Annotated in this window: 20 protein-coding genes and 1 pseudogene; 13 read left to right on the top strand and 8 right to left on the bottom strand. The window is 58.1% G+C overall.

Annotated elements, in window-relative coordinates:
* Positions 1 to 121 precede the first annotated feature (121 nt).
* From KDX37_RS15170 to KDX37_RS15125, 10 genes and pseudogenes are all read left to right on the top strand, one after another.
* Positions 122 to 871 (top strand): SDR family NAD(P)-dependent oxidoreductase, encoded by a 750-nt coding sequence (locus tag KDX37_RS15170; protein ID WP_231653491.1) that lies wholly within the window; start codon positions 122 to 124, stop codon positions 869 to 871.
* A 97-nt stretch (positions 872 to 968) separates the two neighbouring features.
* Positions 969 to 2,270: an MFS transporter gene (locus KDX37_RS15165; protein ID WP_231653490.1), complete on the top strand. Its 1,302-nt coding sequence runs from the start codon at positions 969 to 971 to the stop codon at positions 2,268 to 2,270.
* A gap of 18 nt (positions 2,271 to 2,288) precedes the next feature.
* Positions 2,289 to 3,137 (top strand): transketolase, encoded by an 849-nt coding sequence (locus KDX37_RS15160; protein WP_231653489.1) that lies wholly within the window; start codon positions 2,289 to 2,291, stop codon positions 3,135 to 3,137.
* The gene (locus KDX37_RS15155; RefSeq protein ID WP_231653488.1) at positions 3,134 to 4,156 is read left to right on the top strand and encodes a transketolase family protein; all 1,023 of its coding nucleotides are present in this window, start codon (positions 3,134 to 3,136) and stop codon (positions 4,154 to 4,156) included. Before KDX37_RS15160 ends, KDX37_RS15155 begins: the two co-directional genes overlap by 4 nt.
* A gap of 66 nt (positions 4,157 to 4,222) precedes the next feature.
* Entirely contained in the window at positions 4,223 to 5,170 is a 948-nt protein-coding gene (locus KDX37_RS15150; RefSeq protein ID WP_231653487.1) for an alpha/beta hydrolase, read from the top strand.
* 210 nt (positions 5,171 to 5,380) lie between these two features.
* On the top strand, positions 5,381 to 6,622 hold the full coding sequence (gene mexE, locus KDX37_RS15145) for a multidrug efflux RND transporter periplasmic adaptor subunit MexE (RefSeq protein ID WP_231653486.1): 1,242 nt from the start codon (positions 5,381 to 5,383) through the stop codon (positions 6,620 to 6,622).
* Between the two features lie 12 nt (positions 6,623 to 6,634).
* Entirely contained in the window at positions 6,635 to 9,826 is a 3,192-nt protein-coding gene (locus KDX37_RS15140; RefSeq protein ID WP_231653485.1) for an efflux RND transporter permease subunit, read from the top strand.
* Positions 9,826 to 11,223 (top strand): annotated as a pseudogene (locus KDX37_RS15135) (efflux transporter outer membrane subunit). The gene KDX37_RS15140 and the pseudogene KDX37_RS15135 overlap by 1 nt, the downstream one beginning before the upstream one ends.
* A 143-nt stretch (positions 11,224 to 11,366) precedes the next feature.
* On the top strand, positions 11,367 to 12,467 hold the full coding sequence (locus tag KDX37_RS15130; RefSeq protein ID WP_231653484.1) for a HEAT repeat domain-containing protein: 1,101 nt from the start codon (positions 11,367 to 11,369) through the stop codon (positions 12,465 to 12,467).
* A gap of 482 nt (positions 12,468 to 12,949) precedes the next feature.
* Positions 12,950 to 13,312, top strand: a complete 363-nt coding sequence (locus tag KDX37_RS15125) for a histone-like nucleoid-structuring protein, MvaT/MvaU family (protein ID WP_231653483.1) — start codon at positions 12,950 to 12,952, stop codon at positions 13,310 to 13,312.
* Between the two features lie 493 nt (positions 13,313 to 13,805).
* Here the strand turns inward: KDX37_RS15125 and KDX37_RS15120 are convergent, their stop codons facing one another.
* Positions 13,806 to 14,357: a DUF4946 domain-containing protein gene (locus tag KDX37_RS15120; RefSeq protein ID WP_231653482.1), complete on the bottom strand. Its 552-nt coding sequence runs from the start codon at positions 14,355 to 14,357 to the stop codon at positions 13,806 to 13,808.
* Between the two features lie 147 nt (positions 14,358 to 14,504).
* On the opposite strand from KDX37_RS15120, the gene gloA reads away from it, so the two are divergent.
* Positions 14,505 to 15,026, top strand: a complete 522-nt coding sequence (gene gloA, locus KDX37_RS15115; RefSeq protein ID WP_231653481.1) for a lactoylglutathione lyase — start codon at positions 14,505 to 14,507, stop codon at positions 15,024 to 15,026.
* A gap of 110 nt (positions 15,027 to 15,136) precedes the next feature.
* Here the strand turns inward: gloA and ahpF are convergent, their stop codons facing one another.
* From ahpF to KDX37_RS15100, 3 genes are all read right to left on the bottom strand, one after another.
* Positions 15,137 to 16,699 carry an alkyl hydroperoxide reductase subunit F gene (gene ahpF / locus KDX37_RS15110; RefSeq protein WP_231653480.1) on the bottom strand — a complete coding sequence of 521 codons (1,563 nt, stop codon included), beginning with the start codon at positions 16,697 to 16,699 and terminating at the stop codon, positions 15,137 to 15,139.
* A 134-nt stretch (positions 16,700 to 16,833) separates the two neighbouring features.
* A complete protein-coding gene (ahpC, locus tag KDX37_RS15105; RefSeq protein ID WP_231653479.1) occupies positions 16,834 to 17,397 on the bottom strand; it encodes an alkyl hydroperoxide reductase subunit C in 564 nt (187 codons plus the stop codon).
* 114 nt (positions 17,398 to 17,511) lie between these two features.
* Positions 17,512 to 18,486 (bottom strand): site-specific integrase, encoded by a 975-nt coding sequence (locus KDX37_RS15100; protein WP_231653478.1) that lies wholly within the window; start codon positions 18,484 to 18,486, stop codon positions 17,512 to 17,514.
* Between the two features lie 186 nt (positions 18,487 to 18,672).
* On the opposite strand from KDX37_RS15100, the gene KDX37_RS15095 reads away from it, so the two are divergent.
* Positions 18,673 to 19,683 carry a DNA-binding protein gene (locus tag KDX37_RS15095; protein ID WP_231653477.1) on the top strand — a complete coding sequence of 337 codons (1,011 nt, stop codon included), beginning with the start codon at positions 18,673 to 18,675 and terminating at the stop codon, positions 19,681 to 19,683.
* Between the two features lie 26 nt (positions 19,684 to 19,709).
* Here the strand turns inward: KDX37_RS15095 and KDX37_RS15090 are convergent, their stop codons facing one another.
* The 3 genes from KDX37_RS15090 to galU all read right to left on the bottom strand — a co-directional run bounded on the left by KDX37_RS15090 (position 19,710) and on the right by galU (position 23,389).
* Positions 19,710 to 21,008, bottom strand: coding sequence for a hybrid sensor histidine kinase/response regulator (locus KDX37_RS15090; protein ID WP_231653476.1), 1,299 nt, complete (start codon positions 21,006 to 21,008; stop codon positions 19,710 to 19,712).
* A 78-nt stretch (positions 21,009 to 21,086) separates the two neighbouring features.
* Positions 21,087 to 22,445 carry a glutathione-disulfide reductase gene (gene gorA, locus KDX37_RS15085; protein ID WP_231653475.1) on the bottom strand — a complete coding sequence of 453 codons (1,359 nt, stop codon included), beginning with the start codon at positions 22,443 to 22,445 and terminating at the stop codon, positions 21,087 to 21,089.
* 104 nt (positions 22,446 to 22,549) lie between these two features.
* Complete coding sequence (gene galU / locus KDX37_RS15080) at positions 22,550 to 23,389, bottom strand: UTP--glucose-1-phosphate uridylyltransferase GalU (RefSeq protein WP_231653474.1); 840 nt, start codon at positions 23,387 to 23,389, stop codon at positions 22,550 to 22,552.
* Between the two features lie 407 nt (positions 23,390 to 23,796).
* Here galU and KDX37_RS15075 point away from each other — a divergent pair, with 407 nt between their 5' ends.
* A complete protein-coding gene (locus KDX37_RS15075; RefSeq protein WP_024673801.1) occupies positions 23,797 to 24,078 on the top strand; it encodes a hypothetical protein in 282 nt (93 codons plus the stop codon).
* An 88-nt stretch (positions 24,079 to 24,166) separates the two neighbouring features.
* On the opposite strand, the gene KDX37_RS15070 is transcribed toward KDX37_RS15075, so the two are convergent.
* Complete coding sequence (locus tag KDX37_RS15070) at positions 24,167 to 24,517, bottom strand: hypothetical protein (RefSeq protein WP_231653473.1); 351 nt, start codon at positions 24,515 to 24,517, stop codon at positions 24,167 to 24,169.
* Positions 24,518 to 24,563 lie beyond the last annotated feature (46 nt).

Raw genomic sequence — 24,563 nt, 5'->3', positions numbered from 1 at the left:
GAGACATGAATTTTATTCACGCACCATTGATAGTTGGGTTATTGCTCACCCGCCCCATGAGGAACACTCTGAGCCCATCGATCAATGGGTCGAATCATAAAAACAATCAGAGGAATCCCTCATGCTTCTCCAAGGTAAAGTCGCAATTATTACCGGCGCTGCTTCCGAACGTGGCATTGGTCGAGCCACTGCCGTCACCTTCGCGCAACAAGGCGCACGTGTCGTTATTCTGGACCTTGATGAGTCTGCTGCGCGCGATGCAGCGCAGGCCCTTGGCGAAGGCCATCTGGGCCTGGCCGCCAACGTCGCCGACGAGGCTCAGGTCAAGTCCGCTGTTGAAAAAGTCATTGCGCACTTCGGCCGAATCGACGTTCTGGTCAACAACGCTGGCATCACCCAACCGATCAAGACGCTGGACATCCGCCCCTCCGACTACGACCGGGTGCTGGACGTCAGCCTGCGCGGCACACTGCTGATGTCGCAAGCGGTCATCCCCACCATGCGTGCCCAGGCCTCGGGCAGCATCGTGTGCATGTCCTCGGTATCTGCCCAGCGCGGCGGTGGTATTTTCGGCGGCCCGCATTACAGCGCGGCCAAAGCCGGCGTGCTGGGGCTGGGCAAAGCCATGGCCCGTGAATTCGGGCCTGACAACATCCGTATCAATTCGATTGCGCCGGGGCTGATCCACACCGACATCACCGGCGGCCTGATGCAGGATGAGCGTCGTCACGCCATCATCGAAGGCATCCCGCTGGGTCGATTGGGGGCCGCGCAGGATGTTGCCAACGCCGCGCTGTTTCTGGCCAGCGACCTGTCCTCGTATCTCACGGGCATCACGCTGGATGTGAATGGCGGCATGCTGATTCACTGATGTTTGTCGTCGGGCCTTGATTGGCCCTTGCTGTTCTGGATCGACGATACGCCGGGCCAAAGCCTGGCGGTCTATAAAAACAAGAGATCAGACCATCATGATAACCACCATGACGCTCGACGCGGCCAAGGCCGTGCGCTCCAATGCTTATCGCAAAACGGCCTGGCGCCTCATGCCATTCCTGATGTTGTGCTACCTGTGTGCCTACCTGGACCGCGTCAACGTTGGCTTCGCCAAGCTGCAGATGATGAATGACCTGGCGCTCAGCGAGGCGGTCTACGGTCTGGGTGCCGGGATGTTCTTCATCGGTTACTTTCTGTGTGAAGTGCCCAGCAATCTCATTCTGCACCGGGTGGGCGCACGCCGCTGGATCGCCCGCATCATGATCTCCTGGGGGATTATTTCCGCCCTCTTCGCCCTTGTTGAAACCGCTTGGCAGTTCTATGCCCTGCGCTTTCTGCTGGGCATCGCCGAAGCCGGCCTCGCGCCGGGGTTGCTGCTTTACCTCACGTACTGGTTCCCGTCCTATCGTCGCGCCAAGATGACTGTGTTGTGGTTCATTGCCATCCCGCTTTCCGGAATGATCGGCGGCCCGTTGTCCGGCTGGATAATGAATGCATTTGCCGGTGTCCACGGCTGGGCAGGTTGGCAGTGGATGTTCGTGATCGAAGCGATTCCGACGGTGATTGTCGGCCTGATGGTGCTCAGTTACCTGAAAGATGGCGTGCATCAGGCGACCTGGCTGAATGACGATGAAAAGGAGCTGATCAACAAAGAGCTGGCCGAGGACAACAGCCAGAAAGTAACGCATGCCTCGGTCAGTGAGTTTCTGCGTGATCGGCGTCTGTGGCTGCTGGCCTGCATCTATTTCTGCGTGGTCATGGGCCAGTACGCAATCACCTTCTGGTTGCCGACGCTGATTCGCAACGCAGGTCTTTCCAACCCTCTGCATATCGGCCTCATGACCAGCGTGCCGTACCTCTGCGCCATCGTGGCCATGCTGTTGATGGGGCGCAGCGGCGACAAGCATCGCGAACGGCGCTGGCACCTGGTCGGCCCGATGATTGCCGGTGCGTTGGGTCTGACCCTGGCGGCAATATTCGGCGGCAATCTGATGCTCTCGGTGCTGAGCCTGTGCCTGGCAGCTGCGGGCGTTCTGTCGGCGTCCTCACTGTTCTGGATGTTGCCCACCACCCTGCTCGGCGGCGTGTCCGCTGCAGCCGGGATAGCGGGCATCAACAGTTTCGCCAACCTGGCGGGTTTCTGCTCGCCGTACCTGATCGGCTGGATCACCACCCAGACCGGCTCGAGCGCCATCGGCATGTACCTGATCACCGGTGTGCTGTGCATCGGCGCCTGTCTGGTCCTGCGTATTCCCGCCGCTTCGGTCAATCGTTGAGACAACGGAGTATTTATCATGACTGCCACCCCATCACTCGCGCCTGCCACTACGCTTGCGCAGCGTGCGCACAATATTCGCCGCCATGCCCTGCGCATGGGGCAGGTTCAGGGCCAGGGTTACGTCGGCCAGGCACTGGGCGCTGCCGACCTGCTGGCTGTGTCCTATTTTCATGCCTTGAACTACAAGCCCGAAGACCCTGAGTGGGAACAGCGCGACCGGTTTTACCTGTCCATCGGTCATTACGCCATCGCGCTGTACGCCGCCTTGATCGAAGCACAGATTATTCCGCTGGATGAGCTGGAAACCTACGGTTCGGATGACAGCCGCCTGCCGATGTCGGGCATGGCGGCTTACACACCCGGCATGGAGATTACCGGCGGCTCACTCGGGCATGGTCTGGGGATCGCCGTCGGTGCCTGCCTGGGGCTGAAGCGCAAACAGTCGAAGTCGTTCGTCTACAACCTGTTGTCCGACGGCGAGCTGAACGAGGGGTCGACCTGGGAAGCCGTGATGTCTGCCTCTCACTGGAAGCTCGATAACCTGATCGCCATCGTCGACGTCAACAACCAGCAGGCCGACGGCCATTCCAGCGAGGTGTTGGCATTCGAGCCTGTGGTGGATCGCTGGCAGGCTTTCGGCTGGTTCACACAGCGGGTCGACGGCAACGATCTGAACGCACTGGTCGAAGCCTTCGACGCAGCCCGCCAGCATTCGGGCGCGCAGCCGAGGGTCATTATCTGCGACACCAGGATGGGCAAAGGCGTGCCGTTTCTGGAAACCCGGGAAAAGACCCACTTCATTCGCGTCGATGAACACGAATGGGACGTCGCGCTGAACCACCTCGAAGAAGGGAAAACCGCATGAGCACTGCCAACCAGAACGCTGCGCCCGCCGTGAGTGGCGCCAAGAAGAAACTCACCACATCGGCCATGATCGCGTCCATCGCCAGTGAAGGTCAGGCCACCCGATCCGCGCCATTCGGTCATGCGCTGGCGGCACTTGCCGACCAGCGTCCGGACATCGTCGGGCTGTCTGCCGACCTGTCCAAGTACACCGACCTGCACATTTTCGCCAAGGCCCACCCCGAGCGCTTTTATCAGATGGGCATGGCCGAGCAACTGCTCATGAGCGCCGCAGCCGGTATGGCCCGTGAAGGCTTCGTGCCGTTTGCGACCACTTACGCGGTGTTTGCATCGCGCCGCGCCTACGACTTTATCTGCATGGCGATTGCCGAAGAAAACCTCAACGTCAAAATCGTCTGCGGCCTGCCCGGCCTGACCACCGGCTACGGCCCAAGCCATCAGGCAACGGACGACCTGGCCATCTTCAGGGCTATGCCCAACCTGATGATTGTCGACCCCTGTGATGCCCTGGAAATCGAGCAGGCGGTGCCAGCCATCGCAGCGCATCAGGGGCCGGTGTACATGCGCTTGCTGCGCGGCAATGTGCCGTTGGTGCTCGACGAATATGGCTATACATTCGAGATTGGCAAAGCCAAGACCCTGCGCACCGGCAATGATGTGCTGATCATTTCCACCGGTTTGATGACGATGCGCGCCCTTGAAGCCGCCAAGGAGCTGCAGGCCGATGGTGTGGACGTGGCGGTGCTGCACGTGCCCACCATCAAGCCACTGGACGAGCAGACTATTCTCGCCGAGGCACGAAAGTCAGGCCGACTGGTGGTGACGGCAGAGAACCATTCCATCATCGGTGGGCTGGGCGAAGCAGTGGCAACGGTGCTACTGCGCAACGGCGTGACCCCAACCTACCGGCAAATAGCACTGCCGGATGCGTTTCTGGACGCTGGCGCCTTGCCGACGCTGCATGACCGCTACGGTATTTCCACGCAGGCGGTGTGCGCGCAGATCAAGGGCTGGTTGTAAGCGCCTGGGGCGGGACGCTGCCCGGCTCCCGCTTGTCCACATTGTTAGCCGTCATGGGAGAGATCATTGGACATCGACACCCTGCTCGAGCCTGATTACCGGTTTTTTCTCGACGAGCCTTCCAGCGAGTGGACGCTCGCCAATCTGCCCGCCATCCGGCAGCGGATCAGCAGCGGTTATAAGGCACCGGGCACCGGGCGCGGCGCCCGGCAATGGACGTCCACCACACCCGGCGCTCCCAGCGTTGGTGTCTGCGTCTACCGCCCGGATACAGCCATTGAAGGCCAAACCCTCCCCGCCATGCTCTACATCCATGGAGGGGGATTTGTGCTGGGCAGCCCGGAAATGGCCGATGATTATCTGGCCGATCTAGCCGACCACTTGCGAACGGTGATAGTAGCCGTCGATTACCGACTGGCCCCGGAGCATCCTTTTCCTGCGCCGCTGGAAGACTGTTACAGCGCACTGGGCTGGCTGGTCAGCGAACACCTGGCATTGGGCGTCGATAAAGATCGCGTCGTCATCATGGGCCACAGCGCTGGCGGCGGGCTGGCCGCCGCATTGGCGCTGTTGGTTCGTGAGCGCGGTCTACATCAGGTCGCAGGCATGGCTCTGGTTTACCCCATGCTCGACCACCGCACCGGCTCACCGGCAGCGCCACAGCAAAACCCGACCACCGGACACTTGAGCTGGTCGCCCGAGGCGAACCAGTTTTGCTGGGCATGCATGCAAGGCGCTTACGAGTTGAACGACGATCAGGCGATGCTGTTTTCACCCGCTCTCGCCCTGGACTTGAAGGGCTTGCCGCCGAGCTTCATCAGCGTCGGGGCGCTGGATCTGTTTCTTGACGAGGATGTGGAGTTTGCGCTGAAACTGTCACGCGCCGGGGTACCGGTGGAACTGCACGTCTACCCCGGCGTACCGCATATGTTTGATCAGTACCCTGGGGCGATGACCGACCGTTGCCAGCGCGATGTGCTTGCGGCGCTCAACCAGATGCTTGCCCGGCGTTAGATCCTTTATCCAGCTCACGAGCATGGCCATAGCAACCCCATGGCCGACAGCCCGCGCACTGAAAACTTTCTGCGATCAAGTCGCTGACCACACTGACGCCACTTCCACACCCATCATTCCCGGTGATAGTAACCTTCGATTTATTCGATTCGTTAATAACACCCCCTGGAAACAAAATCCGCCCATTACTTATTATCGGCGGAACTTCCCATGCCTCAGACACTCACCCATCTGCGCTATCCCCTCACCGCCCTGGCCCTGATTGTTATCAGCGCCTGCGGTCGAGCGCCTGAGGCCACCATGGCGCCCGGCGCTGCCAAAGTCAGCGTCGCCAAGGTGTTGGAACAGCCCGTCAACGAATGGGACGAGTTCACCGGACGCCTTGAAGCCCCAGAAACCGTTGAAGTTCGCCCGCGGGTTTCGGGCCAGATTGATCAGGTTGCGTTCACCGACGGTTCGCTGGTCAAGAAAGGCGACCTGCTGTTCCAGATCGACCCGCGCCCTTTCCAGTCTGAAGTTCGTCGCCTGGAAGCCCAGCTCCAACAGGCACGTGCCGTCGCGCTACGCAGCGACAACGAAGCCCAGCGTGGCGAGCGGCTGCGCACCAACAATGCCATTTCTGCCGAGCTGGCCGATTCGCGCACTACCTCCGCCCAGGAAGCCAAGGCCGGCGTCGCGGCTATCCAGGCGCAACTCGACCTGGCCCGGCTCAACCTCAGCTTCACCCGCGTGACCGCGCCGATCGCTGGCCGCGTCAGCCGTGCAGAGATCACTGCAGGCAACATCGTGACCGCAGATGTAACACCGCTGACCAGCGTTGTGTCTACCGACAAGGTTTACGCCTACTTTGATGCTGACGAGCGCGTCTTCCTCAAATACACAGAACTGGCCCGCAAAGGTCAACGCGGGCAGACCACACCGGTCTATCTGGGCTTGTCCAATGAAACCGGCAACCCGCACCTGGGCCAGATGAATTTCGTCGATAACCAGGTCAACCCGCGCACTGGCACCATTCGCGGCCGTGCAGTGTTCGACAACACCGACGGCAGCTTCACGCCTGGCCTGTATGCCCGCCTCAAACTGGTCGGCAGCGGCACCTATTCGGCAGTCCTGATCAATGACGAAGCGGTCGGCACCGATCTGGGCAAAAAATTCGTGCTGGTGATGGACAAGGACAACAAGCCTGCCTATCGCGCCGTCGAGCTGGGGCCGAAGATCGAAGGCCTGCGCATCGTGCGTAACGGTCTGGGCAAGGACGACACCATTGTCGTCAAGGGCCTGCAGCGGGTCCGCCCAGGCCAACCGGTAGACCCTGAAGTCACGCCGATGGCCAGCGACGCTACCCTCGCTGCGCTGAGCAAACAACGCCAGGCGCTCGAAGCCAGCAACCTGCCAAAAGTGACGCCCGACAAGGCCGTCAAACTCGCCAGCGCTACTGCGCCACGCGGCTAAGGGACTCGTCCGATGAACTTCTCCAAATTCTTTATCTCGCGGCCGATCTTTGCGGCGGTGCTTTCGCTGCTGATCCTGATCGCCGGTGCGATCTCGCTGTTCCAGTTGCCGATCAGTGAATACCCGGAAGTCGTGCCGCCTACCGTGGTGGTGCGTGCCAACTTCCCTGGCGCCAACCCCAAGGTGATTGGCGAAACCGTAGCCTCGCCACTTGAGCAGGCCATCACCGGCGTCGAGAACATGCTCTACATGTCGTCGCAGGCGACCGCGGACGGCAAGCTGACCCTGACCATCACCTTCGCGCTGGGTACCGACCTGGACAATGCGCAGGTGCAGGTGCAGAACCGTGTCACCCGGACCGAGCCCAAACTGCCGGAAGAGGTGACGCGGATCGGTATTACCGTGGACAAGGCTTCCCCTGACCTGACCATGGTCGTGCACTTGACCTCCCCGGATCAGCGCTACGACATGCTTTACCTGTCCAACTACGCGGTGCTCAACATCAAGGATGAGCTGGCCCGTCTGGGTGGCGTGGGTGACGTACAGCTGTTCGGCATGGGCGACTACTCGTTGCGTGTCTGGCTTGATCCGAACAAGACCGCTTCACGCAACCTGACCGCCACCGACGTGGTCAACGCGATTCGTGAACAGAACCGTCAGGTTGCTGCCGGTCAACTGGGCGCACCGCCCTCCCCGAATGCCACCAGCTTCCAGATGTCAATCAACACGCAAGGTCGTCTGGTCAGCGAGGAAGAGTTCGAAAACGTCGTGATACGTTCCGGCGCCGACGGTGAAATCACGCGCCTAAAGGACGTTGCTCGAGTCGAGCTTGGCTCCAGCCAGTATGCCTTGCGCTCGCTGCTCAATAACCAGCCGGCGGTGGCGATCCCGATCTTCCAGCGTCCGGGCTCCAACGCCATCGATATCTCCAACGATGTGCGGGCCAAGATGGCCGAGCTGAAAAAAGGCTTCCCTGAAGGGATGGACTACAGCATCGTCTACGACCCGACTATCTTCGTGCGCGGCTCCATTGAAGCGGTCATCCACACGCTGTTCGAAGCACTGATTCTGGTGGTGCTGGTGGTGATTCTGTTCCTGCAGACCTGGCGTGCATCGATCATTCCGTTGGTGGCTGTACCCGTTTCGCTGATCGGTACCTTCGCCGTGATGCACATGTTCGGCTTTTCGCTCAACGCGCTGTCACTGTTCGGACTGGTGCTGGCGATCGGGATCGTCGTGGATGACGCCATTGTGGTGGTCGAGAACGTCGAGCGAAACATCGAACTGGGGCTCAAGCCTGTCGAGGCCACGCACAAGGCGATGGCCGAAGTGACCGGTCCGATCATCGCCACGGCCCTGGTGCTCTGTGCAGTGTTCATTCCGGCGGCCTTCATTTCCGGCCTCACCGGGCAGTTCTACAAACAGTTCGCCCTGACCATCGCCATCTCGACCGTGATCTCGGCGTTCAACTCGCTGACCCTGTCGCCCGCGCTTGCAGCCGTATTGCTCAAAAGCCACGACGCACCCAAGGACCGCTTCTCGCGCTTCCTGGACCGCCTTCTGGGTGGCTGGTTGTTCCGCCCGTTCAACCGTTTCTTCGAGAAGGCCAGCCATGGCTATGTCGGCACCGTTGCACGGGTCATTCGCAGCAGCGGTATCGCCTTGCTGGTGTACGCAGGCCTGATGGTGCTGACCTGGTTGGGTTTCGCCAGCACACCCACCGGCTTCGTACCGAGCCAGGACAAGCAATACCTGGTGGCGTTCGCTCAGTTGCCGGACGCTGCCAGCCTGGACCGTACCGAAGACGTGATCAAACGCATGTCGGAACTCGCGCTGAAACAGCCGGGTGTCGAGAACGCGATCGCCTTCCCGGGCCTGTCGATCAACGGTTTCACCAACAGCCCCAACAACGGCGTGGTCTTCGTTGCCCTCAAGCCGTTTGATCAGCGCACAGACCCCAGCCAGTCGGCGAACGCCATTGCCGGCGCACTGAACGGTCAGTTCGCGTCCATCCAGGAAGCGTACATGGCGATCTTCCCGCCTCCGCCGGTGCAAGGGCTGGGTACCATCGGCGGCTTCCGCCTGCAGATCGAAGACCGTGGCAACCTGGGTTACGACGAGCTGTACAAGGAAACCCAGAACATTATCGCCAAGAGCCGTAGCGTGCCTGAGCTGGCAGGCCTGTTCACCAGCTACACAGTGAACGTACCGCAGGTCGACGCTGCCATCGACCGTGAAAAAGCCAAGACCCACGGCGTGGCCATCAGCGACATCTTCGATACGCTGCAGGTTTACATGGGCTCGTTGTATGCCAATGACTTCAACCGCTTCGGCCGCACCTATCAGGTCAACGTTCAGGCTGAGCAGCAGTTCCGTCAGGATGGCGATCAGATCGGTCAGCTCAAGGTACGCAACAATCTGGGCGAAATGATTCCGCTGGCCACTTTCGTCAAGGTCAGCGACACCGCAGGGCCCGACCGCGTAATGCACTACAACGGCTTCATTACTGCCGAAATCAACGGCGGTGCTGCACCGGGCTACAGCTCTGGACAGGCGCAGGCAGCTGTCGAAAAACTGCTCAAGGAGGAGTTGCCAAATGGCATGGTGTACGAATGGACCGACCTGACCTACCAGCAGATCCTGTCGGGCAACACGGCACTGTTCGTCTTCCCGCTCTGTGTGTTGCTGGCGTTCCTGGTACTGGCGGCTCAATACGAGAGCTGGAGCCTGCCACTGGCGGTCATCCTGATCGTTCCTATGACGTTATTGTCGGCTATCGCCGGGGTCATGATTGCGGGCAGCGACAACAACATCTTCACCCAGATCGGCCTGATCGTACTGGTGGGCCTGGCGTGCAAGAACGCGATCCTGATCGTGGAGTTTGCCAAAGACAAACAGCTTGAAGGCATGAGCCCGCTGGACGCAGTACTGGAAGCCTGCCGCCTGCGTCTGCGACCGATCCTGATGACCTCGTTCGCATTCATCATGGGCGTTGTACCGCTCGTGCTGTCCAGCGGTGCCGGTGCCGAAATGCGCCATGCCATGGGCGTGGCGGTGTTCTCCGGGATGCTCGGCGTAACCTTCTTCGGCCTGCTGCTGACGCCGGTGTTCTATGTGCTGATCCGTAACTTCGTCGAGCGCCAGGAGGCCCGCAAGGCCGCCAAAGCGCAGAAATTGCAAACACTGCCCGCGGAGATGCATTGATGAGCACGCTTAAACTCTTCGTCCCGAGCCTGCTGGTTCTGGCGCTGGCGGCCTGTGCCGTCGGCCCGGACTACAAAGCGCCCGACACTGCTCCGGCCAAACTGGCCTCGGCAACACAGGGCAACTATGACCGTACCAAGGTGGATACGCTCTGGTGGCAGCAGTTCGAGGACCCGACCCTGACCAAACTGGTTGCCCAGTCCCTCAATGGCAACCGTGACCTGCGCGTAGCGTTTGCTCGTTTGAAGGCTGCACGGGCAATTCGTGACGACGTCGCCAACGACGCCATGCCGGTCATTACCAGCCGGGCCAGCAGCGATCTGGGCAAAGGTCAGCAGCCAGGCGTTACCGAGCGCCGAGTTAATACCGAGCGCTACGATCTGGGTCTGGACATGGCCTGGGAGGTTGACCTGTTCGGTCGCATTCAGCGCCAGCTCGAAGCCAGCAATGCCGATCAGGAGGCCGCCGAGGCCAACCTGTATCAGCTTCAGGTGACACTGATCGCCGAGGTAGTCGATGCCTACGGCCAATTGCGTGGCGCTCAGTTGCGCGAAGCCATAGCACGCGACAACCTGAAAAATCAGCACAGTTCACAGGATGTCACCACCCAATTGCGTGACGCTGGCGTAGGCAATGAACTGGACGTAGTGCGTGCCGATGCCCGTCTAGCTGCCGTAGAGGCGACGGTTCCGCAGCTGCAGGCTGAACAGGTTCGCCAACGCAATCGAATCGCTACCCTGCTGGGCGAGAGACCGGAAAGCCTCAGCGTCGACCTGAGCCCGACCAGGCTGCCAGCCATCGCCAAGGCGTTGCCAATCGGCGATCCGACGCAGGTGCTGCGCAATCGCCCTGATGTGCGTGCTGCCGAGCGCCAGTTGGCTGCCTCGACTGCCCGTATCGGTGTGGCGACTGCTGATCTGTTCCCGCGGGTCAGCCTCAGCGGTTTCCTTGGCTTCACCGCCGGGCGCGGCTCGCAGATCGGCTCGTCTGCCGCACGAGCCTGGTCATTGGGCCCGAGCATTACCTGAGCAGCGTTCGACCTTGGCAGTGTCCGGGCGCAAATTCGCAGCGCCGACGCAGATGCCGAAGGTGCCTTGGCGACTTACGAGCAGCAGGTTCTGCTCGCACTGGAGGAGTCGGAAAATGCGTTCAGCGATTACGACAAGCGCCAGCAGCGATTGCTTTCATTGATTCGCCAGAGTGAATCCAGTCGTGCGGCCGCGAGACTGGCGTCAGTGCAATACCGCGAAGGCACAGCGGACTTTCTGGTCCTGCTGGATGCCGAGCGCGAGCGACTGGCCGCCGAAGACTCGCAGGCGCAAGCGGAAATCGATCTGTACCGTGGCATTGTCGCCATTTACAAAGCGCTGGGCGGTGGCTGGCAACCGCAGGCCTGACGCGTTGAAAATTGCATGAACAGGCCTCGCATCTCCGGATGCGAGGCCTTTTTTGTCTGCGTTTGTGGACCACCCAACGAATGACGTTTGACAGGTGTGAGTCGCTCCCCGAAGCTGCGAGCAGTCAAGCACTGGATATCGGCATGCCCACCCTGCCCTCACTACACCCATCGTCCAAAGCCACGACTCGACGTCGCCAGGCCATAGCTCTGACCGTCACATTGCTGGCAACAATACTGTTGCTGACATTCTGGTGGTGGCGAAGCGCACCGGTACAACCGGCCCCCGCCAACCTCAGTCACACCTACAACCAGGCATTCGATCAGGCGCACAACGGCAAGCCAGGCGCTGCCCGAGTGCTGTATCAACAACTGGCGCGAACGGACTTGTCCGACGCCCACCGTATCGACCTCCTGGCAGAACTCAGCAACTACCCCAGCCCTCAGGCTCTGAAATTGCTGAATGCCGCGCTCAAGGATGAATCTGCGCAAGTTCGTCAGGCTGCAATCGGCGTGACAGTCAGGCTGGTTTCCAACAGTCAGCGCAGTCTGTTGCTCGGACCGTTGCTGGATGACAAGGAGCAATCCGTGAGGTTCAGCGCTACCACTGCACTGCTGGGCCTGTCACCGGATGATCTCGGGCTTTATTTCGCCGTACTGCAGCAAAGTGCCGAAGCCAGCCAAGAGTCACTGAAAAGTCAGCCGCCCTCTGCACAGAACCAGCTGCAACTGGCCAGGCTCTACCTGCAGACGGGTGATCTGGAGCCCGCACTGGCGGCCTTGCAACGCGCAATCTCACTTGACCCTGCCAACATTGACGCGGCCCTGGCACACATCGAACTGCTGGACAAAAAAGGCCTGGCCGAACAAGCCCGCACTCTGTTCGCCGGCTTGCTGGAGCGTCATCCACAATCGTCCCTGCTGCAGCACGCCCTCGGGATGTGGTTGTTGGACCACGGACAAGGCGAATATGCGCTGCTCAGCCTCGCCAAGGCGTCGGAGCTCGCGCCGGAGAACAACGATTATCGATACGACCTGGCGGTCGCACTGCACGGCCTGGATCAATTGGAAGCTGCGCAAAAACAATTGGCACAGATCGTCCAGAACGAACCAGCCAATCGCCGGGCACGAGTGCTGCTGATCCAGTATTGGAAAGAGAACGGACAGCTGCAAAATGTGCAGGTGCTGCTTGCAGAACTCGAACAGCAAAACCCCGACGACCCCGCACTTCAGCAAGGCCTGTGACAAACATTGCTACCAACAATGCAGGCCAAACGCCATACACCACTCCCCTCCAGCCCTTCTGCAACGCAGCCTTCAGACATTTCTTTAATCGCGATAGCAATTTACGATTTACCTGTCAGACCTTTCTTTTTTTAATGACGCCAATAAGACGTCATGAGTTTTGGTACAGCGTCTATTATCAGAAATAACTTACGCATCGCTTCGTCACATATCACGCGCAGCGTCGCCAACAGTGACTACACACCTGAATTTCATTTAGCATTTTCAAGAAGAATGTTTTCTAACTGCAAAAAAACGTGCATCATTTACGGGCGAATGATTTATAACTACCCTGTATCTGCGTACTGGCCAGCCCGGAAGGCTTAGTTTTACGATTGAAACGCGGGTATTGGGCAGTCACCGAATGGACAGATCAGCCAAACAGTTTTGTCTTGTCGCTTTATTGGGCTGGCAACAGCCATTACATTGTCGGAGTGTGTTATTTGTCCAGACTTGCCGAGTTTCGAGCAGCAGAAAAAGCCCTTCAAGAACAGCTGGCGCAGCTGGAAACCTTGAAGAATGACGCCGGGCTTAAGAAGGAAATTGAATTCGAGCAAAAGCTCCAGGACTTGATGGGCAGCTACGGCAAAAGCCTGCGCGACATCATTTCCATTCTTGATCCTGGCAGTGCAACTTCCCTGGTCACACCCGCCGGCCCCAAGCGTCGCCGCGCACGCGTGGTCAAGGTTTATCAGAACCCGCATACCGGCGAACTGATTGAAACCAAAGGTGGCAACCATCGCGGGTTGAAGGCCTGGAAAGAGCAATACGGTGTTGAAACTGTTGATGCATGGCTGCGTGCCTGATCGTAACTATGCAATAACGAAGCCCTGCACTCGCAGGGCTTTTTTATTGCCCAGCATTTTCCGATTCGTTAGTGCAAGCCCCTGCCTCGCGTATGATCATTGCCGACAGCGTCTGTCAATACAACCGATGCTGGCCTAACACATTCGAGACAAAATGAACTGCCCGGTCCATCATCAACAAAACCTGTTTTAATAAAGAAAAAATAATGGCGTCAATAAAAATCTGCGACCGGATACGTTTCAGCAATTGTTAATACAGGGAACAATTGCGTTTCATAGCCTTCCATTTGAAGCCATCCAGCATCGTCGCGGGCCGGCGCCATCGATCAGAGGCACCGGCTTGAAGCCCTCAGACCTCGGCGATAAACGCATCAGAGCTTCACACTTTTTTCACATGCCTTTTTGCATGATGAAGACCGCTAAAGGAATAGCGCCCCATGCCCGCCTCGGCGGGCTTCTTTTTGCCTGCGAAAAAGTGGGTATCCCCATCGCCTCAAGGCGCCGCCTCCAGTTTCAAGCTGTTTCGAATCTGCAACGCTTGCTCCTTGTTGTCCGCATAGCCTTGAGCGGACCCTGCGTAAGACAACGACCAGGCCCTGTCCTTGCTGGCGGCAGCGACCAACGTCTGAGTCAGCGCATGCACGCCATTCTGAGTGATGGTGCAGGTAGTCTCCAGCGCAGGCACATCACCCAGCACGCCGTCTCGCACCGGCGTACAGGCGCTTTGCAGACCGCTGCGAGCGAAATTGACCTGGATGGACTTGCGCATTTCCAGCAACACGCCGTGCACATTCACTTCATGACCGGGCGTCAACCGGGTCTGAGTCAGCTCCATGACCATGATCGGATTTCCGAGCTGATCGTTTTTTACCGCCCGTTGTCTGATTTGCACGGACGGTTGAGCCGCCACGCCGGTATCGATCGGTAACGACTCCACTTCCCAGCCCGCGGGCCAGGTAATCATCGCATCATTGGCATGAACCTCTGTAGCGGCCATTGCCAGGCACAGGCTCAACACAGCAGAGCGGCATTGCAGGAAAATCATGAGCATGGCCATCAGAACGGTCGGCCGGAAATTCTGAGCCTGTCGCCTGTCGCGAGCAAGAGGTACCGAGTTTTTATCCGGCTCAGGTTTGGCACACGCCGCCCTGCCCCCGTATCATTCGGCCCTATTTGAATATTTGGAGATTGCATGAGCTTGCACGAACTCAACACTTTTCCTGGCGTGACGGCCGAGCCCGAGGCAGCGACCCAGCGTTTCGTGTTCAACCACACCATGCTGCGCGTCAAGGACATCACCAAGTCACTGGACTTCTACACTCGCGTACTGGGCTTCAGCCTGGTCGAAAAACGTGACTTCCCCGACGCGGAATTCAGCCTGTACTTTCTGGCACTGGTCGACAAAGCCCAGATCCCGCACGATGACGCGGCACGCAATGAATGGATGAAGTCGATTCCAGGCATTCTGGAACTGACCCACAACCACGGCACCGAGAACGATTCGTCCGCCGTTTACCACAACGGCAACAGCGACCCTCGTGGCTTCGGTCACATCTGCGTCTCTGTACCCGATGTGAAAGCCGCCTGCGAGCGGTTCGAAAGCCTGGGCGTGGATTTCCAGAAACGTCTGGCCGACGGCCGCATGAACAGCCTCGCTTTCATCAAGGACCCGGACGGCTACTGGGTCGAAATCATCCAGCCAACGCCACTCTGATTGAACGCCACCGCGTCTCGGCACGGTGGTTTCGCTCGGTGAACTGCCAAAGCGCAGATATAAAAAAACCTCATGATTGCTCATGAGGTTTTTTGGTTATCGAGTGTCAGTCAGGCTGGCGCAGACGAACGGATCAGGTGATCGAAAGCGCTCAGCGAGGCTTTGGCACCTTCGCCCAGGGCGATGATGATCTGCTTGTACGGCGTTACCGTGACGTCACCAGCAGCGAAGATGCCCGGCACCGAAGTCTCACCACGTGCATCCACCATGATCTCGCCGCGCGGCGACAGTTCGATGGACCCTTTGAGCCATTCACTGTTGGGCAACAGACCGATCTGCACGAAGATACCTTCCAGAGGAACAGTGATTTCCTCACCGCTCACACGATTCTTGTAGCGCAGGCCGTTGACCTTCTGCTCGTCGCCAGTCACTTCAGTGGTTTGCGCACTGGTGATCACCGTAACGTTCGGCAGACTGTGCAGTTTGCGCTGCAACACCGCGTCGGCACGCAGCTGTACATCAAACTCCAGCAACGTCACGTGAGACACGATACCTGCCAGGTCGATCGCCGCTTCGACGCCCGAGTTGCCACCACCGATTACTGCAACGCGCTTGCCTTTGAACAGCGGGCCGTCGCAGTGCGGGCAGTACGCCACACCCTTGTTGCGATATTGCTGCTCGCCAGGCACGTTCATCTCTCTCCAGCGTGCGCCAGTGGCGAGAATCAATGTCTTGGCCTTCAGGCTTGCGCCGCTGGCGAACTTGATCTCGTGCAACGCGCCGGCTGCGCCGGGAATCAGCTTGTCAGCGCGCTGCAGGTTCATGATGTCAACTTCGTATTGCTTGACATGCTCCTCAAGCGCCACAGCCAGTTTCGGGCCTTCGGTGTGCTGGACCGAAATGAAGTTTTCGATCGCCATCGTGTCGAGCACCTGGCCGCCGAAACGTTCGGCAGCAACGCCAGTACGGATGCCTTTACGAGCAGCGTATACGGCTGCGGCCGAACCCGCTGGGCCACCGCCGACGACCAGAACGTCAAAGGCGTCCTTGGCATTGAGTTTTTCCGCCTGACGCGCACCGGCGCCAGTGTCGATCTTGGCCAGAATTTCTTCCAGGCCCATGCGGCCTTGACCGAACAGCTCGCCATTCAGGTAGATGCTTGGGACCGACATGATTTTGCGATCGGTGACTTCATCCTGAAACAGCGCGCCGTCGATGGCCACGTGCTTGATGTTCGGGTTCAGTACCGCCATCAGGTTCAATGCCTGGACAACGTCCGGGCAGTTCTGGCAGGACTGGGAAAAATAGGTTTCGAAATGGAAATCGCCATGAAGAGCGCGAACCTGGTCGATGGTCTCTGCGCTGACCTTGGGCGGGTAGCCGCCAACTTGCAGCAACGCCAGGACCAGCGAAGTGAACTCGTGACCCATTGGGATACCAGCGAAACGCAGGCTGATATGGTGACCGGGAGTGCTCAGCGAAAACGATGGGGTACGCGCATCGGTGCCACTGTCATTCAAGGTGACGTCCCTGGAAACACTGATCACGTCATTGAGCAGTGCAAGCATTTCCTGAGACTTCGCGCCGTCATCAAGGGACGCGACGATCTCGACTGGGCGAGTAACCCGCTCCAGGTAAGATTTCAACTGGGCTTTAAGATTGGCGTCCAACATGTGGCGACTTCCTTTGGCAAAAATGTTCAGAGAGTAGAAAAAACAACGCCCAGGCGATGACCGCCCGGGCGTTTTTTTGGGGCGATGCGGTTTACGTGCTCAAGAGCTCAGCGCCCCTAGCCGATTCATACGACTCAGATCTTGCCGACCAGGTCCAGAGACGGTGCCAGAGTGGCTTCGCCTTCTTTCCATTTGGCTGGGCAAACTTCACCTGGGTGAGCAGCAACGTACTGAGCAGCCTTGATCTTGCGCAGCAGCTCGGAAGCGTCACGGCCAACACCACCGTCGTTCAGTTCAACGATCTTGATCTGACCTTCTGGGTTGATCACGAACGTGCCACGGTCTGCCAGACCGGCTTCTTCGATCAGTACGTCGAAGTTGCGGGAGATGGCCAGAGTCGGGTCGCCGATCATGGTGTACTGGATCTTGCCGATTGCTGGCGACGTGTTGTGCCATGCAGCGTGGGCGAAGTGGGTGTCAGTCGAAACACTGTAGATCTCGACGCCCAGCTTCTGGAACGTGTCGTAGTTGTCAGCCAGGTCTTCCAGTTCGGTTGGGCACACGAAGGTGAAGTCAGCCGGGTAGAAGAATACGACAGACCACTTGCCTTTGAAGTCAGCATCCGAAACGTCAACGAAAGCGCCGTTCTTGAATGCGGTAGCCTTGAACGGTTTTACTTGGCTGTTGATGATAGGCATCGGTATATCTCCTGATGGGTTGTTAAGACGGGTTGTTAATTCGATGGAGTGAAGCTTACGCATGATTGATGACATTGGCTCATTGGCAAACCTGATGTCACTGATTGGTTTTCACTATGAGGTCAGCTTACTAATAGAAGAAACCTGTATACCACTCCGAGCCTCCCCGCTCTGACCTTCAGCGGCGCCCAGAAACGGTGCGGCATCAATGTAACGCATCGCGGACTTCATGTCCCTCCAGCCAACATAGGCCATCAGCGACTTGAGATCCCACCCGTTGCGGTGCGCCCAACTGGCGAAGCCGCGCCGCAATGAGTGGCTGGTGTAATGTTCAGCGGCAATGCCAGCGCGCTCAAACGCCTGACGCAGCAAGGGTATGACACTGTTGGCGTGCAGACTTTCCTCGCCCAGATTGCCCCAGCGATCAACGGCCCGGAATACAGGACCACGCGCCAGCGCTGCGCAATTGATCCATTCAATGTACGCCTGCACCGGACACAGCCTTTGCAACGCAGGCGTCTGGTAGGTCCTGCCGATGTTGTCGCGATCGCCCTTGCTGCGGGGGAGATAGACAGTCAACCCGGCTCCGGCGATGGCCTTGACGTCCTGAACCTGCAAGCGACACAGCTCGTCACTGCGAAACCCTCGCCAGAAGCCGATCAGGATCAACGCGGCATCACGACGACTACGCAGCAACCGAGACCGATCACCCTGCTCCTGCGCTTGTTGCGCTTCACATTCCAACCAGACAGCGACTTTCTCGAGATCCTGCAATTGCAAGGGTTCGGCCTGTTTTTCCTGGGAGGGATGCACAGCGCGTATGCCTTTTAACACCTTGCGCACGACCGAAGCCTTGGTCGGGTCGGCAAAGCCCTGACTCGCGTGCCATTGCGCCAGCGCAGAAAGACGCGACTTTAACGTGTTGATCGACAGTTCCCCCGCGTAACGGGCGAGATAACGCGCAACGCCCTCGCTGGTCGCCGGGAGAAAACCGCCCCACGTTACCTCGAAGTGCTCAATAGCCGCCCTGTAGCTGCGTCGCGTGTTGTCGCGGGTAGCAGCATCGAGGTAGCGATCTATGTCATGCATGGACAAAACCTGCTGATGAGCCGGGCATACGTACCGGCAACGGACCAAAAAGATAGAAAAAGGATCTGACACGGGATAATACGCCAATATCCCATGTTAACTAATCGAAATAATGACGAATCGACCTGGCTGAATTAGTATGTAATTACAAAGTACATACCACAGTACGAAATCGTAGGAGCAAACATGGCACGGGGCGGCGTAAACAAGGCATTGGTGCTCAAGGCAAGGACCGCCCTTCTGGCCCGCGGAGAAAACCCCAGTATTGATGCGGTACGTATCGAGATGGGTAATACGGGCTCCAAGACCACTATTCATCGCTACCTCAAAGACCTCGAAGCAACGCAGGCTCCTGCACCCGAGATCAATGAAGAACTGAGCACACTGGTCGCCAGTCTGGCTCAGCGTCTCCAGGAACAGGCTCAGGAGCGCATCGATCAGGCCATGGAGGAATGTGATACCAGCCGTCAGGCCATCCAACAGGAATTGGCCTTTGCACACACACAGATCAGCCAGTTACAAGACCAACTGAAGCAGCAGGACCAGGCACTCGAACGCCAGGCCACTGCCCTGCTTGATACCCGGCAAACCCTGAACGACGTTCAAACCGACAAAGCTCGACTGACTCAGGCCAACGCTGGCCTTGAGTCACGCCTGAAGGACAAGGATGGGCAAATTCAGTCGCTCGAAGAGAAACATCAGCACGCCCGTGACGCACTCGAACACTATCGCAACTCGATCAGAGAGCAGCGCGAACACGAACAACAGCGCCATGAAGGGCAAGTGCAGCAGGTTCAGATGGAGCTGCGCCAGGCACAGCAAAGCCTGAGCATGCGCCAGGGCGACATCACCCAACTCAACCGTGACAACGAACGCTTGCTAGCGGAAAGCCGCAACACCCTGCGCGAGCTTGATACTCAGAAGGATCAATTGAGCAAAGCGAGCAGTCATGCAGATGAAGCCTTGCAACAGCGTCAACTGGCTCAGACTCAATGCGCGCTATTGAAAGAAAAGGCGCGCAGCCTGCAAGACGAAACCAGCGAGCTGAAACAAAACTTGAAAGATCTCCAGCAACAGAACAGGGTTCTTGAACTGTTGCTGACCAAGAAGGAAGCGGCGCTGGCAAACCTCAGCACCCAGCCGCCAAAGTCCGAAAAACCCAGGCCTGCCAGGAAACGACCCGCCAATCAGGACTGAACGCACTCATCCGCAGCCCCGTTTAGTTACGCACGATCAATCGCTGCGTCATCACAGGGAAGATACACATCGACGCAAGTACCCTGCCCGCTCAGGCTGTCGATGTGCACGTCTCCGCCAGTCTGCTTGATGAAGCCATACACCATGGATAGCCCAAGCCCGGTACCCTGACCCACCGGCTTGGTTGTGAAGAACGGATCGAACACTCGCTCGATCACATCCCTCTCGATACCGACGCCATTATCGTGAACGCTGAGCCGTACATAGCGCCCAGGCAACAGCGCGCCCTGCCGGGTATCGACTACACAAGCCTCGCTGCAAACCCTGAGCTGACCTCCGTCAGGCATGGCATCACGGGCATTGATGACCAGGTTCAATAGAGCATTCTCCAACTGATGCTCATCTGTGCAAACCGGATCAAGTCCTTGCGCCAGCTCAAGACGCAGATCGGTGCGCGCACACAGCGTGCCCCGCAGCAAGGCCTCCATGGACAACACCATGCGATTGACGTCTACAGAGCAGGTTTGCAACGGCTGACGCCGGGCGAACGTCAGCAGCCGCTGGGTGAGCACCGCCGCACGATTGGCTGATGCAATGGCAGCGCCGACATAGCGCTCGACATCGTCAAGGCTTCCCGCCGACGCGCGACGCTGAATCAGATCAAGCGCGCCCGACACACCGGTGAGCATGTTGTTGAAGTCATGGGCGATCCCGCCGGTCAGTTGACCAATAGCGTCCATCTTCTGGGCATGACGCAGCACCTCTTCGGCCTGTGCCCGCTCGGCGATCTGGACTTGCAGCAGCTCATTGGCCATGGCCAGTTCGGATGTGCGCTTGGCAACTCGAATTTCCAGACTGTCATTGAGCTCGCGCAACGCTTCTTCTGCGTTGACCTGAGCGGTGATATCGGTATGGGTGCCAAGCCAGTGGGTGATATGACCCAACGAGTCGCGCATGGGCAATGCACGCGACAGGAACCAGTTGAATGCTCCGTCGAGGCCCCGCAAGGGAAACGTATCTTCCCAAATGGATCCGGTTGCAAAGCAATACTGCAAGCGGACCATCACACGTTCGCGGTGGTCAGGATGAAGCACCGATTGCCAACCCAAAGCCCTCATCGCTTCAAGCGAGGCGCCGGTATAGGCATACCAGCGCTCGTTATACCATTGAACTGCGCCGCGAGGATTGGCAGTCCATGCCAACTGACTCATGTTGTCGGCCAGCGTCTTGAACTGCCATTCAATATCACTTTGCGCGCTGGAGGGCTGACCCGCCTGCGGTGCATGCGATGGAATCACCGCAGCTGTTTTTTCAGTGCCGAACATAGGGTCCCTCCCTTTACACTTCTGCCTTTTCACCCGTGCAGCCCGGAACCCATCCTGGATCCCGGGTACCGCCTGACCTTAACGCGTGACCGGCGAACGCATGGTCACAAACTCTTCTGCAGACGTCGGGTGCACGCCGATCGTATCGTCGAAGATCTGTTTGGTCGCCCCTGCCTTGACGGCAATCGCCAGGCTCTGCACGATTTCACCCGCGTCTGACCCGACCATATGGCAGCCAAGCACCTGATCCGTTTTGGCATCCACGACCAGCTTCATCAATGTGCGCTCCTGATCATCGGTCAGGGTCAGCTTCATGGCCCGGAAGCGACTTTCAAAGATCTGCACCTCGTACCCAGCCTCGATAGCGGCCTCTTCCGTCAAACCCACGGTACCGATATTGGGCAAGCTGAAGACCGCAGTCGGAATGTGGTCGTAATCGACCGGACGATACAGCTCCGGCTTGAACAGACGACGCGCCACAGCCATACCTTCGGCCAGCGCTACCGGGGTCAGTTGCACACCGCCGATCACATCACCGATGGCCAGAATTGACGGCTCGCTACTTTCGTAGTTTTCATTGACCTCGATATAGCCCTCGTCATCAAGCTCGACGTTGACGCTCTCAAGCCCGAGGTTATCCAGCATCGGCCGCCGCCCGGTGGCATAGAAAACGCAATCTGTTTCCAGCGTGCCGCCGCCCTTCATCGACAGCAAAAGACTGCCATCCGCCTGCTTTTCAATACGTTCGATGTCGCTATTGAAGCGGATAGTCATGTCACGTTTGAGCAGCTCCTCATGCAGATGAGTACGAACGCTGCCGTCGAAGCCACGCAAAAACAGCTCGCCTCGATAGACCAGCGTCGTGTCTGCGCCGAGCCCGTTGAAAATCGATGCAAATTCGACAGCAATATAGCCACCACCCACCACCACAACGCGCTTGGGCAAAGCCTTGAGATAGAACGCCTCGTTAGAGGTGATTGCATGCTCGCGCCCCGGAACATCAGGCACTTGCGGCCAGCCGCCCGTTGCGATCAAGATGCGCTCGGCACTGTAGACCTGCCCCTGTACCTCAACCTTGTTCGGCCCGACGATCCTTGCATGCGCTTCCAGCAACGTGACGCCGCTGTCGATGAGCAACTTGCGATAAATACCGTTGAGCCGGTTTATCTCGCGATCCTTGTTGGTGATCAGCGTCGACCAGTCGAAGTCGGCCTCGCCCAACGACCAGCCAAAGCCTTTGGCATGCTCGAAATCCTCGGAAAAATGCGCGCCATACACCAACAATTTTTTCGGGACACAGCCCACGTTGACGCAGGTACCGCCCAGGTATCGGCTTTCAGCTACGGCAACACGTGCACCGAAGCCGGCCGCAAATCGTGCAGCCCTCACACCACCCGAACCCGCGCCAATCACAAACAGATCGAAATCGTAAGCCATCAATGTCTCCCTCTAAGAGGCACAGCATAACCGCTTGGCTGGCCGGGCAGAAATGAAAAAGCCACCCGAAGGTGGCTTTGACTTGGAACGGTGAGCGTGATGAATCAGTACGCTTTACCCGACTTGTAGAAGTGCTCGAAGCAGAAGTTGGTGGCTTCGATGTAACCTTCGGCGCCGCCGCAGTCAAAACGCTGGCCCTTGAATTTGTAAGCCAGCACGTTGCCTTCGGCAGCCTGCTTCATCAATGCGTCGGTGATCTGAATTTCACCACCCTTGCCCGGCTCGGTCTGTTCGATTTTCTCGAAGATATCCGGCGTCAGGATGTAACGGCCGATGATCGCCATGTTGGACGGCGCATCTTCGGGCTTTGGCTTCTCAACCATATCAGTTACACGGAACAGACCTGGCTTGATCTCTTCACCCGCGATCACGCCATACTTGTTGGTTTCCTGCGGATCGACTTCCTGAATCGCGATGATCGAGCAGCCGTAGTGCTTGTGCAGCTTGACCATCTGCGCCAGCACGCCTTCACCGTCGAGGTTCACACACAGGTCATCCGCCAATACGACAGCAAACGCCTCGTTACCGATCAACGGACGGCCACTCAGGATCGCATGGCCCAGGCCCTTCATCTCGGTCTGGCGCGTATACGAGAAGCTGCACTCGTCGATCAGCTTGCGAATGCCAACCAGGTACTTTTCCTTGTCGGTGCCCTTGATCTGGTGCTCGAGCTCGTAGCTGATGTCGAAATGGTCTTCCAGCGAACGCTTGCCGCGACCTGTAACGATGGAAATTTCAGTCAGGCCAGCTGCCAGAGCTTCTTCAACACCGTATTGGATCAGCGGCTTGTTGACCACCGGCAGCATTTCCTTGGGCATGGCCTTGGTCGCTGGCAAAAAGCGAGTGCCGTAACCGGCTGCTGGGAACAAGCATTTCTTGATCATAAAAGTCCTTGGTACGGGCTGTTGGCGTTAACAACGCAGTCTAATCAGGCAGCAGGCACCTTACAATGCCTCGCCGCCGGTCTTCGAATGTCATGGTAGAGGAATAATGGGGCAGATAGTTCCGCACAATCACGTATATAGCGACCAATCAACAGTACCGAGCATGGCACAGGACACGTAAGAGGTGATCATTTCGCGGCGGGTTGAATCAAAGCTTCACCCTATCGGAACGCCGGCTGACCTGTGACCATCGCAGCGCAAACGATTGCCGCTGAGCATCGTTGCCACCAATGCAGACGTAGCGAAAAAATTATCGTGCGAAACATGGCGGAACGATGGCACCTGCCGCCAGTCAAACCTTCACAGCCAGTTACTCTTCCAACCTGTCTTTATCGAAAGCGAAAAAAATGATCAGAATTCTGTCCATCATTGCTGTACTGGGCCTCACCGGCTGCGCCACAGCATCCAATACCTACCTCAAGAACGGCAAGCAAGGGCTAAGCATCGACTGCTCAGGTGAAGCGATGTCCTGGGCAAGTTGTTATGAGAAGGCCGACGCCTCTTGCGCGGGCACCGGCTATGAAATCGTCGGTACCGACGGCACGCCTCAGCCTGCTGAAAGCGAGAAAACCCTGGGCGTTGACGTCGGCAACTACAAGAGCCGTAGCGTGCTGGTGGTGTGCAAATAACTCGGCAGCACAGACAACCCTGGATTACTCGCAGGCGGGCCTGATTTCGTCAGGCCGCTCCTGCGCTTGTGCGAAATCACGGTAACCCTCAACCGGAAATGCAGGCCTCGGCTGCGTGCTGGATATCCCGGAAGCGGATCGGCACGTTTGAAAGCCGTTCGTAAACCTTGATCGAACTGCCTCCAGAGCGATTCTCGATATCTACCACCGCCGTCGGTGAACTGCTCATCTTCTGCTCGACAATCAGCCGCAAACCATCATGACGCGGCTCTACTTTGGGCGTTGAACGACTGCCACTGATTTTTGCAGAGAAACAGTCAGCATACTCCTGTGGGTTCTTGCCCGAGAGAACGTTCATGGTAGCGGGCGTATGCTCGATATCAGCGACCGTTGCACAGCCAGTCATCGCCAAAGCCAGGATTACTACAGCCAATTTCATACAATCCCTCCAATAAAGGTCCTACGACAAGCACGCGTGCAATTAA

It is taken from the genome of Pseudomonas californiensis, assembly GCF_021147775.1.
GTDB classification, from domain to species: domain Bacteria; phylum Pseudomonadota; class Gammaproteobacteria; order Pseudomonadales; family Pseudomonadaceae; genus Aquipseudomonas; species Aquipseudomonas californiensis.
This window is presented reverse-complemented; position numbering and strand designations above follow the sequence as displayed.

Excerpts from the sequence above, each read along its gene's own strand:
- KDX37_RS15170 (WP_231653491.1), top strand. The coding sequence starts at position 122 with ATGCTTCTCCAAGGTAAAGTCGCAATTATTACCGGCGCTGCTTCCGAA.
- KDX37_RS15165 (WP_231653490.1), top strand. The coding sequence starts at position 969 with ATGATAACCACCATGACGCTCGACGCGGCCAAGGCCGTGCGCTCCAAT.
- KDX37_RS15160 (WP_231653489.1), top strand. The coding sequence starts at position 2,289 with ATGACTGCCACCCCATCACTCGCGCCTGCCACTACGCTTGCGCAGCGT.
- KDX37_RS15155 (WP_231653488.1), top strand. The coding sequence starts at position 3,134 with ATGAGCACTGCCAACCAGAACGCTGCGCCCGCCGTGAGTGGCGCCAAG.
- mexE (WP_231653486.1), top strand. The coding sequence starts at position 5,381 with ATGCCTCAGACACTCACCCATCTGCGCTATCCCCTCACCGCCCTGGCC.
- KDX37_RS15140 (WP_231653485.1), top strand. The coding sequence starts at position 6,635 with ATGAACTTCTCCAAATTCTTTATCTCGCGGCCGATCTTTGCGGCGGTG.
- KDX37_RS15130 (WP_231653484.1), top strand. The coding sequence starts at position 11,367 with ATGCCCACCCTGCCCTCACTACACCCATCGTCCAAAGCCACGACTCGA.
- KDX37_RS15120 (WP_231653482.1), bottom strand. The coding sequence starts at position 14,357 with ATGATTTTCCTGCAATGCCGCTCTGCTGTGTTGAGCCTGTGCCTGGCA.
- gloA (WP_231653481.1), top strand. The coding sequence starts at position 14,505 with ATGAGCTTGCACGAACTCAACACTTTTCCTGGCGTGACGGCCGAGCCC.
- ahpF (WP_231653480.1), bottom strand. The coding sequence starts at position 16,699 with ATGTTGGACGCCAATCTTAAAGCCCAGTTGAAATCTTACCTGGAGCGG.
- ahpC (WP_231653479.1), bottom strand. The coding sequence starts at position 17,397 with ATGCCTATCATCAACAGCCAAGTAAAACCGTTCAAGGCTACCGCATTC.
- KDX37_RS15100 (WP_231653478.1), bottom strand. The coding sequence starts at position 18,486 with ATGCATGACATAGATCGCTACCTCGATGCTGCTACCCGCGACAACACG.
- KDX37_RS15095 (WP_231653477.1), top strand. The coding sequence starts at position 18,673 with ATGGCACGGGGCGGCGTAAACAAGGCATTGGTGCTCAAGGCAAGGACC.
- KDX37_RS15090 (WP_231653476.1), bottom strand. The coding sequence starts at position 21,008 with ATGTTCGGCACTGAAAAAACAGCTGCGGTGATTCCATCGCATGCACCG.
- gorA (WP_231653475.1), bottom strand. The coding sequence starts at position 22,445 with ATGGCTTACGATTTCGATCTGTTTGTGATTGGCGCGGGTTCGGGTGGT.
- galU (WP_231653474.1), bottom strand. The coding sequence starts at position 23,389 with ATGATCAAGAAATGCTTGTTCCCAGCAGCCGGTTACGGCACTCGCTTT.
- KDX37_RS15075 (WP_024673801.1), top strand. The coding sequence starts at position 23,797 with ATGATCAGAATTCTGTCCATCATTGCTGTACTGGGCCTCACCGGCTGC.
- KDX37_RS15070 (WP_231653473.1), bottom strand. The coding sequence starts at position 24,517 with ATGAAATTGGCTGTAGTAATCCTGGCTTTGGCGATGACTGGCTGTGCA.